The sequence below is a fragment of the Leifsonia sp. Y878 genome, from assembly GCF_057669685.1.
The window spans coordinates 1,001,371-1,013,669 of the sequence record NZ_JBYHFS010000002.1; the positions used below are offsets into that span (position 1 = coordinate 1,001,371).

The window sequence follows — 12,299 nt, forward strand, 5'->3', positions numbered from 1 at the left end:
GCAGGCCGCATCGGCCTCTCGTTGAGGAAACCTACAGAACGGATGCCGGGCGACGCATGCTTCTTTGTAGCCGCCTCACGGGGTATTTCTGCGCGTCCCGCGGCAGCCATAGCGTGGGCAGTGACTTCACACCGCGCACAAGAATGAGGACCAACGATGGTTGACACGACCCAGCGCCCGGCATTCGATTCCGAATCGAACGCACCAAGCACAGCACCTGCAGGCGGCACAGCCCCGGCAGCCCGTGTCGACCCGAGCGTCGACACCGGCCCGATCAAGGTGGCCGGTGACCCGACAGCGCCGACCGTTGACGTCGCCGCGCTCGGTCGCCAGCTGCTCGGAACCTGGGCGGATGTGCGCCTGGCCGCCCGCAACATGGCGGCACGCCCGGAGATGCAGCGCATCGAAGGCCAGTCGATGGCCGACCACCGCAAGCGCGTGTTCGGCCAGCTCAAGATCCTCGCCGACAACGGTCACGTGCACCGCGCGTTCCCCAGTTACCTCGGTGGCCGCGATGACCACGGCGGCAACATAGCCGGCTTCGAAGAACTCATCTCCGCCGACCCGAGCCTGCAGATCAAGGCCGGCGTGCAATGGGGACTGTTCGGCGCTGCCGTGCTGCACCTCGGCACAGAGTCGCACCACCAGAAGTACCTGCCAGGCATCATGAGCCTCGACGTGCCCGGCGTGTTCGCCATGACCGAGATCGGCCACGGCTCCGATGTCGCCAGCGTCGGCACGACGGCTACGTATGACGCCGACACCGAGGAGTTCGTCATCAACACGCCGTTCCGCGCGGCGTGGAAGGACTACCTCGGCAACGCGGCCAACGACGGCATCGCGGCCGTGCTCTTCGCGCAGCTCATCACCGCAGGCGTCAACCACGGCGTGCACGCCTTCTACGTGCCGATCCGCGACGAGACCGGTGCGTTCATGCCCGGCATCGGCGGCGAGGATGACGGGCTGAAGGGCGGGCTGAACGGCATCGACAACGGCCGCCTGCACTTCACAAACGTACGTGTCCCGCGCGAGAACCTGCTCAACCGCTACGGCAATGTGGAGCCGGACGGCACGTACAGCAGCCCGATCAAGAGCCCGGGTCGCCGCTTCTTCACCATGCTCGGCACCCTCGTGCAGGGTCGCGTCTCGCTCGACGGTTCAGCCGTGCAGGCCTCTGCCATGGCCCTCGCCATCGCGATCACCTACGGCAGCCAGCGCCGCCAATTCACCGCAGGCAGCGACACCGACGAAGAGGTCATCCTCGACTACCAGCGCCACCAGCGCCGCCTCTTCCCGCTGTTGGCGACTACCTACGCGCAGAACTTCGCCCACGACGAATTCCTGGTGAAGTTCGACGCCGTCTTCAACGGCTCGGCCGACACGGATGACGACAGGCAAGACCTCGAAACCCTCGCGGCTGTCCTCAAGCCGCTGTCAACCTGGCATGCGCTCGACACGCTGCAGGAGTCGCGCGAAGCCTGCGGTGGCGCCGGCTTCATCGCGGCCAACCGCTTCGTTGGCCTGCGCGCCGACCTCGACGTCTTCACCACCTTCGAGGGCGACAACAACGTGCTGCTGCAGCTGGTCGCCAAGCGGCTGCTCACCGACTACAGCAAGCAGTTCGCTTCAGCGGATGCCGGCGCCCTCGCCCGCTTCGTCGTCAAGCAGGCCGCTGGAAAGGCATATGCGGGCAGCGGCCTCCGCACCCTCAGGCAGCTCGTTGTCGACCGTGGCGTGATCGCCCGCTCAGTTGGGGCGCTCAGGGACACCGACGTGCAGCACGCGCTGCTCACCGACCGCGTCGAGACCATGATCGCCGACATCGCCGCCAAGCTGCGCCCGGCCAGCAAGCTGTCGAAGTCGGCAGCGGCCGACCTGTTCAACGCCAACCAGAACGCTCTCATCGAGGCGGCCCGCGCGCACGGTGAACTGCTGCAGTGGGAAGCCTTCACCCGGGCGCTTGAGCGCACCGAGGACGCGGGCACCAAACAGGTGCTCACCTGGCTGCGCGACCTGTTCGGGCTCGGCCTGGTCGAGACGCACCTGGCCTGGTACCTGATGAACGGACGGATGTCTGCCCCCCGCGCACAGGCCGTCACCGCGTACATCGATCGCCTCATCGCACGGCTCCGCCCGCATGCACTCGATCTGGTCGACGCATTCGGCTACACGCAGGAGCACCTGCGCGCACCGATCTCGTCGGGCATCGAACGCGAACGCCAGGAGGAGGCCCGCGAGTACTACCGTGCCCTCCGCGCGAGTGGCACGGCCCCGATCGACGAGAAGACCCTCACCAAGAAGTCGCACAAGCCGGCGAAGAAGCCCGCCGCGCGGACGCCCGCGAAATAGCGGCACCACCGCGGCGATCGCCCAGGGGTCGCCGCGGTCCGCTCGCAATGGTTCACCGCGCCCGCTCTGGCTCGTCGCGCCCGCTATAGCGGGCGCGACGAACCGAAACGGGCGCGGCGACGCTGTCGGCCGGCGGTTTCGAGCCGGCGCAGGCAACGCTCACCTCGCCGGGAGTGGCTCTCCGCGTTTTCGAGACGGCAGCGGTACGGTTCACTCACCCCATTTGGATCCCGGAGCAGCCGACCTCGAGCACCTCACGAACCTCGATCGCCTTGCGCTCCTCGAGCCCTCACACCCCTGGAGCACCGTGACAACGACAACCGGCAAAGTCTCGTTCTGGTACGACGCGATGGGGCTCCCCATCCCCAGGCCGGCGCTCGATGCCGACATCACCGCCGACGTCTGTATCGTCGGCGCCGGGTACACGGGACTCTGGACCGCCTACTACCTGAAGAAGGCGGCACCGGAGCTTGAGATCGTGATCGTCGAGGCGCGCTTCGCCGGGTTCGGCGCGTCCGGACGCAACGGCGGCTGGCTCACCAACTCCGTGACAGGGGGGCGCGAGCAGTACGTGAAATCCCACGGCAGGGCTGCGGCCTCCGCGATGCAGCGTGCAATGACGCAGAGCGTCGACGAGGTCATCGCGGTCGCCACGGCCGAGGGCATCGACGCCGACATCGTCAAGGGCGGCGAGCTGACCGTCGCGATGAACCCGGCCCAGCTGGCCAGGCTCGAAAGCTTCGCCGCCGCAGAGCGGCAGTGGGAAGCGGATGTCGACCTCGAGGTTCTGAGCGCGGCGGAGAGCCAGGCGCGCATCAACGTCGCCGGCACGCTCGGCGGTGTCGTGCATCCGCATTGCGCGCGCATCCACCCGGCCAACCTGGTGCGCGGCCTGGCCGACGTGGTGGAAGCGCTCGGCGTGAGAATCTATGAAGGCACCCGCGTGCGCGAGATTCTGCCGCACCGCGCGGTCACCGACGACGGCGCCATGGTGAGCGCGACGTACGTGGTGCGAGCCACAGAGGGCTTCACCGCTGGGCTGGCCGGCCAGCACCGCACCTGGCTGCCCATGAACTCATCCCTCATCGTGACCGAACCGCTCGACGCCGCCACCTGGGCCGGCATCGGCTGGGAGGGCCGCGAGACCCTCGGCGACTTCGCCCACGTCTACATGTACGCGCAGCGCACGCGCGACGATCGCATCGCGATCGGCGGCCGCGGAGTGCCGTACCGCTTCGGCTCCCGCGTCGACGCCGACGGTCAGACGCCACAGGGCACCATCGACTCGTTGCGCGCCCTCCTCATCCGCTTCTTTCCAGGCACAGCGGATGCCGCGATCGACCACGCGTGGTCTGGCGTACTCGGGGTGCCAAGGGACTGGGCGGCGACGGTGGGACTCGATCCGGCATCCGGTCTCGCGTGGGCCGGTGGTTACGTCGGCACGGGCGTCACCGCCACCAACCTGGCCGGGCGCACACTGGCCGACCTGATCCTCGGCCGCGACACCGAGCTTGCCAGACTGCCGTGGGTGAACCACCGGGTGCGCAACTGGGAGATCGAACCGCTGCGCTGGGTTGCCGTGCACGGACTCTATGCCGCCTATCACGCCGCCGACAGGGCAGAGGCCCGCGGGCGGGCAGCCACGTCGCCGATTGCCTCGCTGGCCGATGTGGTCACGGGGCGCCACTAGGTCAGCACCAGGTCGCCACCACGTCACAACGAAGTCAGCACGAGGTCGACACCCGGCAACCACGGCAGCCCGCGACCCCCGACGCCCGGAACGTCAATACCCCTGTACACGGGGTACGGCCAATAGGCTCGTTCTATGCGAGAGTTCTATCCTGAAATCCAGCCGTACGAAACCGGCATGCTTGACGTCGGTGACGGCCAGACCATTTATTGGGAAGCCTCTGGCAATCCGGAGGGCAAGCCGGCCGTGTACCTGCATGGCGGCCCAGGCGGCGGATCGAGCCCCGCACAGCGCCGGGTGTTCGACCCTGAAAAGTACCGCATCATCCTGTTCGACCAGCGTGGCTGCGGACAGAGCACCCCACACGCGAGCGCAGCGGATGCCGACCTCAGCACGAACACCACGTGGCACCTCGTCGCCGACATGGAAAAACTGCGCGAACACCTCGGCATCGATCGCTGGTTGGTGTGCGGCGGATCGTGGGGGAGCACCCTCGGACTCGCCTACGCTGAAACGCACCCTGAGCAGGTCACCGAGCTGATCCTCCGCGGCATCTTCACTCTCCGCCCGATCGAGCTTGACTGGTTCTACGAGGGTGGTGCAGCGGCCATCTACCCCGACCTGTGGGAGAACTTCATCGCGCCCGTCCCCGAGGCCGAGCGCTCCCACCTCATCCAGGCGTACGGCCGGTTGCTCCACGACGACGACAAGGCCGTGCGCGAGCGGGCCGGCATCGCCTGGTCGACCTGGGAATCGTCGACCATCACGCTGCTGCAGCAGCCGGACACGATCGCTCGGTTCACCGAACCGTCGTACGCCGTCGCCTTTGCGCGCATCGAGAACCATTACTTCCAGCACAACGGCTGGTTCGAGCCCAACCAGCTCATCCGTGACTCGACGAAACTGAAGGACATCCCGTCGGTCATCGTGCAGGGCCGCTACGACATGTGTACCCCGGCGTTCACCGCCTGGGACCTGCACAGGGCCTGGCCGGAAGCCGACTTCACCATGGTTCCAGACGCCGGGCATGCGTTCGACGAGCCCGGCATCCTCGATGCCCTCATCGCAGCCACTGACCTGTTTGCGGAGTAACTCTCGATGACCTTCAACGACAACGCCAACATCGGTTCGGGGAAGGCGCGGAAGCGCGGGCGCACCACCGGCGTCGCGGTCGGCGGCGGCGTCGGTGTGATCGCACTGTTCGTGCTCTCACAGCTGCTCGGCGTCGACCTGTCTGGCCTCCTCGGTAACGCAGAGACCGACCAGTCGGCAAGCGAAGCGTCGACCCTCGACGAGTGCCTGACCGGCGCCGATGCGAACGCCAACGTCGATTGTCGGATGAAGGGCGCGGCTGCAACGCTCGACACCTACTGGACAGATGCGTTGCCGGCCATCGGCACGGCGTACAGTTCGCCGCAGCCGATCGCGCTCTTCACGGATGCCGCCGGCACAGGCTGCGGGTCTGCGTCGAGTTCCACCGGGCCGTTCTACTGCCCGCCAGACCAGACGATCTACATCGACACCGCGTTCTTCGACGAGCTGCGCACCCGGTTCGGGTCGTCGGGCGGGCCGCTGGCCGAAATGTACGTGGTCGCCCACGAATGGGGCCACCACGTGCAGAACCTCACCGGGGTTCTGGCTGCCGCCCAGGACGGCGAGACAGGTGCCGCGTCTAACTCCGTGCGCATCGAATTGCAGGCCGATTGCTACGCAGGAGCGTGGACGGCGGCGGCATCGACGACCCGTGACGACGCGGGCGTTGCCTTCTTGAAACCGGTCACCGACGCGCAAATCGCCGACGCGCTGAGTGCGGCATCCGCTGTGGGCGACGACCGAATCCAGCAATCGACGCAGGGCTCCGTCAACCCTGAGGGGTGGACTCACGGCTCAAGCGAGCAGCGTCAGAGCTGGTTCATGACCGGCTACAACGGCGGCGCAGGGGCTTGCGACACCTTCGCGCCATCGGCTGCAGCGCTGTAAACAGACAGCGGTGCAGCCCCCGTTAGGGGGTGTTCGCTTTGGGCGCCGTCTGTGCAACCCTCTGGTATGTGAGCGAAAGTCAGATCCTTGCCAACTGGCTCTTCACCCGGATTTTCGTTCATAGCTGGATAGGCACCCGCCTCACTCACTTACCCTGACGAGGCGCCAGCGACTGGGAGGCGTTACCCGAACGACTCCAACGGACCAGGTGTCTGGGAGTTGGCGTGTCTGTTAAGTTGCACTTTGTCGTCCCTGCGGCGACGCTTCGCCCGGCTGGATTCGCGCAGTTCTCCGTCGCGCGGCCGGGATTCGCACGGTCTGGCTTCGCACGGTCGAACCGGTTGGCGCTGTCCTTCGCGCTCGTCATCGCCCTGGTGGCGAGCATGCTCCTCGCCTTCTCCGTGTCACCGGCGGCTGCGGCAACGGGATGCGGAGGGGCTGCCAATCCCGTCGTCTGCGAGAACGCGCTCTCTGGCGCTGACCCGGAGATCTGGGATATCGAGGGTGCCGGCGACACCAGTATCCAGGGCTTCTCCACCGACATCAGCGCCAACGTCGGTACCCGGATTGACTTCAAGATCGACACGACCGCCCCTGCGTACACCGTGGCCATCTACCGCAGTGGCTACTACCAGGGTCTCGGTGCCCGCTTCATCACGGATGTCTCCACCTCCGTCATCAACGGGCAGCACCAGCCGGAGTGCATTACCGCCGCTGCCACCGAGCTGTACGACTGCGGCAACTGGGCCGTCTCTGCCTCCTGGAACGTGCCAGCGGATGCGGCATCCGGCGTGTATTTCGCCCTGCTGACCCGACCGGACACCGGTGGCAGCAGCCACATCACCTTCGTGGTGCGGAATGTGGCCAGCCACTCTGCCGTGCTGTTCCAGACGTCAGACCCCACCTGGCAGGCCTATAACACTTACGGCGGATCTGACTTCTACCAGGGCGCGGCCAACGGGCGGGCATATGAGATCAGCTACAACCGGCCCGTGGTGTCGAGGGGCCCGTATTCCGGTCGGGACTTCTACTACGCCAACGAGTACCCGATGGTGCGGTTCCTGGAGAAGAACGGCTACGACGTGTCGTACTTCAGCGGCGTCGACACCGACAGGTTCGGCGGGGCGCTGGTGAACCACGACGTCTTCCTGTCTGTCGGGCACGATGAGTACTGGTCGGCGGCGCAGCGCTCCAATGTCGAGGCAGCCAGGGACAATGGTGTGAACCTGCAGTTCCTCTCCGGCAACGAGGCGTACTGGCACACCAGGTACGCCGCGTCGTCCGACCAGGGTGCCACCCCGTACCGCACGATCGTGTCGTACAAGGAGACGTGGAGCAACGCCAAGATCGACCCCGCCGCCGAGTGGACGGGAACCTGGCGCGATCCGCGCTTCGCCTCGGCGACGCAGGGGGCTGGGAAGCCGGAGAACGCGCTGACCGGCACCATGTACCAGGCGAATTTCTCCGACCTGGCCGTCACGGTGTCGGCCGAAGAGGGCCGGACGCGACTCTGGCGCAATACCAGCCTGACCGGCCTGGCCGCCGGATCGACAGCGGAACTCGCACCTCACACCATCGGGTATGAGTCGAACGAAGACGTGGACAACGGGTTCAGGCCAGCTGGCCTCATCCGCCTGTCGACGACAGTCGGCGCCGTACCTGAGTACCTGCGCGACTTCGGCAACCTCGTCACGGCCGGCACCACCACTCACCACCTCACGCTGTATCGCGCCGCGAGTGGCGCGCTCGTATTCTCGGCCGGATCGGTGCAGTGGACCTGGGGTCTCGACCAGACCCACGACGGCGGCGGGGCCGCCGCCGATCCGCGGATGCAACAGGCCCAGGTGAACCTGCTGGCTGACATGGGAGCCCAACCGGCCACGCTGGACAGCGACCTGACGGCCGCCACCGCGAGCACAGACAACGTCGCCCCCACTGTCACCATCACCGCTCCCGCCGCCCAGGCATCCGTCGCCAACGGCGCGTCGGTGACCGTGACGGGAGCGGCAGCGGATGCCGGTGGCGTCGTCGCCGGCGTCGAGGTGTCCACCGATGGCGGCTCGAGGTGGCACCCGGTTACCGGAACCACCTCGTGGACGTACACCTACCTGCAGCAGGGCATGAGTGCGGCGACCATCATGGTGCGCGCGACCGACGACAGCGCGAACACCACGGCGACGCCGGCCAGCAGGGCACTCGCCGTGACCGGCCCGTACACCGTGTTGGGTGAGCGGGTGCCGTCAGTGCCAGACGCCGGCGATCCCAGTGCGGTGGAAGCCGGCCTGCAATTCACCCCGAGCTACTCCGGGTACGTCTCGGGGGTGCGCTTCTACAAGAGCCAGGCGAACACGGGTCTCCACACCGGATCGCTGTGGAGTGCGTCAGGCGTCCGCCTCTCCACAACCACATTCGCGAACGAATCGGCCGAAGGCTGGCAGAGCGCGTCATTCTCACCACCGGTACAGGTGACCGCTGGCACGAAGTACGTGGTGTCGTATTCGGCGCCGAACGGACACTATGCCTCGACACCGGCCGACTTCGCCTATCGCGGAATCACGGCAGCTCCGCTCACAGTGGCCGGCGGCTACGGAGCGGCGAAGGCCGCCGTCTACAACACCACCGTCGGCCAATTCCCCCAGGACAGCTACGGGTTCAGCAACTACTTCGTCGATGCCGTCTTCACCTCGACAGACACCACCCCGCTCGGCGCACTCAACCAGGCCCCGCTGCCGGGTTCGTCGAGTGTGCCGGCCGGATCGACAATCAGCGCAGTGCTGTCGAAGGATGTCGTCGCGTCTTCGATCACATTCACCGTCACCGACCAGTTGGGTCAGGTTGTGCAGGGCAGCGTCGGCTATGCCGCGGCAACCCGCACCGCGGTCTTCACGCCAAGTCAGGCCCTGAACGGATTCGTGACGTACGCTGTCACGCTCGCGGCCACCGCAACGAGCGGGGAGGCCCTGGCGACCGGCACGACGTGGAGTTTCACCACGGTGCGGCCGGCGCCTGCCGTCGGTGACTGCCCGTGCGGGCTGTTCACGGATGCGACCACGCCGGCAATCCTGCAGGTGGTCGACAACGCCCAGCTCACCTTGGGCGTGCGATTCATGAGTTCGGTCGATGGCATGGTGTCCGGCATCCGCTTCTACAAGAGCGCTGGCAACACGGGTACCCACACCGGAACGCTGTGGTCGTCGACAGGAACGGCGCTCGCCACGGCCACCTTCATTGACGAGAGCTCGTCTGGGTGGCAGACCGTGACGTTCGCGTCGCCTGTCGCTGTCACGGCAGGGACCCAGTACGTCGCGTCGTACCTCAACCCGCACGGGACCTATCCGGTGACCCCTGACACCTTCCCCGTCGATGGCCTGGTGCGCGGTCCGCTCACCGGAATCGTCGGAACGTTCACATACGCCGATGCGTTCCCCACGAACCAGGTATCGACCAGCTACCTCGTCGACGTTGTCTTCAACCGTGCGCCAGACCCGGTCGCCGTGCTCACCCAGACCCCGGCGAACGGCGCCATCGGAGTCAGCACCGCATCACCGATCGCGGTTGAACTCTCCGTTCCCATCAACCTGGGTTTCTCGCTCACAGCGACGGTGGGCGGCACCACCGTGCCAGGCACAACGATGCGGAGTGCCAACGGGACAACCCTGACGTTCACGCCCAGCTCTCCGCTGCAACCTGGAGCCACTGTGGTCGCACGGCTGTCGAACGTCACCTCGACAGCGGGGGCGACCCTGCCCACCCTCACGTGGTCGTTCGGCACGGCCGCTGCGCCCGGTGAGGTGACAACGACGTACACACTGCTCGCCGACGAGACGCCAACCGTTGCCGCCGCCACCGATGACAGCTCAGCAGTTGAACTCGGCATGTCGTTCTCCTCCTCGTCGGCCGGAACCGTCACCGCCATCCGGTTCTTCAAGGGCACAGGCAACACGGGGACGCACACCGGATCGCTCTGGTCGGCAAGCGGAACGCGGCTGGCGACGGTGACATTCGGCAACGAAACGGCGACCGGTTGGCAGACCGCGCAGCTCGGTACCGCGGTGAACATCGTGGCAGGACAGACCTACGTCGTCTCCTACCTGGCGCCGAGGGGGCACTACGCCCACTCCAGCGGGTACTTCGCACAGGCCAAGACAAGCGGGCCCCTGACCGCGGGAGCCGATACGAACGGTCGGTTCCTGTACGGCGCAAGCGGCGGGTTCCCGATCTATAGCTGGAACCAGTCGAACTACTTCGTCGACGTGGTGTTCACCACGACGACCTCCACACCGACGCCAACCTCCACACCGACACCGACACCGACCCCCACACCGACACCGACACCGACACCGACCCCCACACCGACGCCGACCCCCACACCAACGCCCACCCCGACACCCGTGACGGTCGCCTCGACGAGTCCCCTCTCAGGCGCAGGGAGTGTCGCACCGACGACCGCGGTGACGGCCACCCTGTCGGCCAACCCGGCCGCCGGATCGCCGACCGTTGCCCTGACAGCCGGGGGAGCATCCGTCGCCGGCAGCACGGCGTTCGATGACGAAACCCACATCGTGACGTTCACGCCGACCACGCCGCTGGCCTGGTCGACGACGTACTCGGCAAGCGTGTCAGCCGACGGGGCTGTGCTCAGCGGTGGAGCGTTCACCTTCACCACGTCGGCCGAGCCGCCGACCGTCACCGCAACCTCGATCTTCGCGGCCAACGCCGTGCCAGACACGCCGTCGTGGAACGACGCACTGGCCGTGCAGGTAGGCGTGCGGTTCCAGGCGAGCGTTGCAGGCACGGTGACCGGCATCCGCTTCTATAAAGGAGCGGCGAACACCGGCGCCCATGTTGGCTACCTCTGGTCGGCGACAGGGCAACAGCTGGCCGCCGTGACCTTCGACGCTGAAACGGCGACCGGATGGCAGACCGCCACGTTCAGTGTGCCCGTGGCCATAGCGGCCGGAACGGAATACCTGGCCAGCTACCAGAGCACGGTCGGACGCTATGCCGTCACGCTCAACGGGCTGGCCAGCCCCGTCGTCAGCGGCGCTCTCAGCACGCCGGCATCCGGAGCCGTCTACCGCTACGGAACCGAATTTCCCGACCAGCGTTCAGTGCACAACTACTGGATCGATGTCTTCTTCGTCCCCTCACTGTGACGAAGTTCAAGCAGCGGGGCCGTTACCCGAGCGGCCCCGCTCCGTTCAAACAGGGGGAGCAGACGTGACTGAAAAATTGAGAATAGCCGTTGTCGGCGCTGGATACTGGGGACCGAACCTGGCCCGCAACTTCCACGGCAGCCCCGACTGGGAGCTGGTGGCGATCTGCGATCTCGATCGCGACCGGGCAGCGGCGCTTGCAGGCAAGGTCGGCGGCGTGCGCGTCGTGACCGACCTCGCCGAGCTGCTGGCCTCCGACAACATCGACGCGATTGCGATCGCGACCCCGGCGAAGACCCACCACCCCATTGCCCAGGCAGCGCTCGCCGCCGGCAAGCACGTGATGGTGGAGAAACCGCTGGCGGATACCGGCGACCGCGGCCAGGAGATGGTCGACACCGCACGCGCACTCGGCCTGGTGCTGATGGCCGACCACACCTATTGCTACACGCCTGCCGTGCTGAAGATCCGCGAGCTCATCGAGGAGGGCGCACTGGGCGACATCCTGTTCATTGACTCGGTGCGCATCAACCTCGGGTTGATTCAACCGGATGTCGACGTGTTCTGGGACCTGGCGCCGCACGACCTCTCCATCATCGATTTCGTGTTGCCGGGGGGATTGCGGCCGCTCAGTGTCTCTGCTCACGGCGCCGACCCGGTTGGGGCGGGCAAAGCCTGCGTCGGTTACCTCACGCTGCCGCTGCAGAACGGTGCGATTGCGCACGTGCACGTCAACTGGCTGAGCCCGACCAAGATCCGCCAGATGATCATCGGCGGTACGAAACGAACCCTGGTCTGGGACGACCTGAACCCGCAGCAGCGGCTCAGCGTCTATGACAGGGGTGTAGATCTGGACCTCCAGTCGCTGGATGCCACCGAGCGCAAGGCCGCAACGGTGTCATACCGGCTGGGGGACACCTGGTCTCCTGCCCTCCCAGAACGCGAAGCGCTCGGGTCAATGGCAGGGGAGTTCGCGGCGAGTATCAGAGAGCACCGACCGGCCCGCACCGACGGCGCTGCCGGCCTGCGGGTGCTCTCTGTGCTCGAAGCGGCGACGGAAAGCCTGCACACAGCGGGTGCTGCAACGCGAGTCGGAGGCAGCCATGAGCTCGTCTGATCATGCA

At 66.7% G+C, this 12,299-nt stretch carries 6 protein-coding genes; all 6 read left to right on the top strand.

What is annotated here, in order from left to right; all coding sequences use genetic code 11:
• The first annotated feature begins 156 nt into the window (after positions 1-156).
• Positions 157-2,349, top strand: coding sequence for an acyl-CoA dehydrogenase family protein (locus AC25Y4_RS10790; protein WP_488120387.1), 2,193 nt, complete (start codon positions 157-159; stop codon positions 2,347-2,349).
• Between the two features lie 349 nt (positions 2,350-2,698).
• Complete coding sequence (locus AC25Y4_RS10795; RefSeq protein WP_488120475.1) at positions 2,699-4,039, top strand: NAD(P)/FAD-dependent oxidoreductase; 1,341 nt, start codon at positions 2,699-2,701, stop codon at positions 4,037-4,039.
• A 135-nt stretch (positions 4,040-4,174) separates the two neighbouring features.
• Positions 4,175-5,131: a prolyl aminopeptidase gene (gene pip / locus AC25Y4_RS10800; protein WP_488120388.1), complete on the top strand. Its 957-nt coding sequence runs from the start codon at positions 4,175-4,177 to the stop codon at positions 5,129-5,131.
• Between the two features lie 6 nt (positions 5,132-5,137).
• A complete protein-coding gene (gene ypfJ, locus AC25Y4_RS10805; RefSeq protein WP_488120389.1) occupies positions 5,138-6,019 on the top strand; it encodes a KPN_02809 family neutral zinc metallopeptidase in 882 nt (293 codons plus the stop codon).
• Between the two features lie 224 nt (positions 6,020-6,243).
• Entirely contained in the window at positions 6,244-11,175 is a 4,932-nt protein-coding gene (locus tag AC25Y4_RS10810; protein WP_488120390.1) for a DUF4082 domain-containing protein, read from the top strand.
• 64 nt (positions 11,176-11,239) lie between these two features.
• Positions 11,240-12,292: a Gfo/Idh/MocA family protein gene (locus AC25Y4_RS10815; RefSeq protein ID WP_488120391.1), complete on the top strand. Its 1,053-nt coding sequence runs from the start codon at positions 11,240-11,242 to the stop codon at positions 12,290-12,292.
• Positions 12,293-12,299 lie beyond the last annotated feature (7 nt).

What these genes read in the sequence shown, in the direction of transcription:
- ypfJ (WP_488120389.1), top strand. Translation starts at nt 5,138, where the DNA reads ATGACCTTCAACGACAACGCCAACATCGGTTCGGGGAAGGCGCGGAAG.
- pip (WP_488120388.1), top strand. Translation starts at nt 4,175, where the DNA reads ATGCGAGAGTTCTATCCTGAAATCCAGCCGTACGAAACCGGCATGCTT.
- AC25Y4_RS10795 (WP_488120475.1), top strand. Translation starts at nt 2,699, where the DNA reads ATGGGGCTCCCCATCCCCAGGCCGGCGCTCGATGCCGACATCACCGCC.
- AC25Y4_RS10790 (WP_488120387.1), top strand. Translation starts at nt 157, where the DNA reads ATGGTTGACACGACCCAGCGCCCGGCATTCGATTCCGAATCGAACGCA.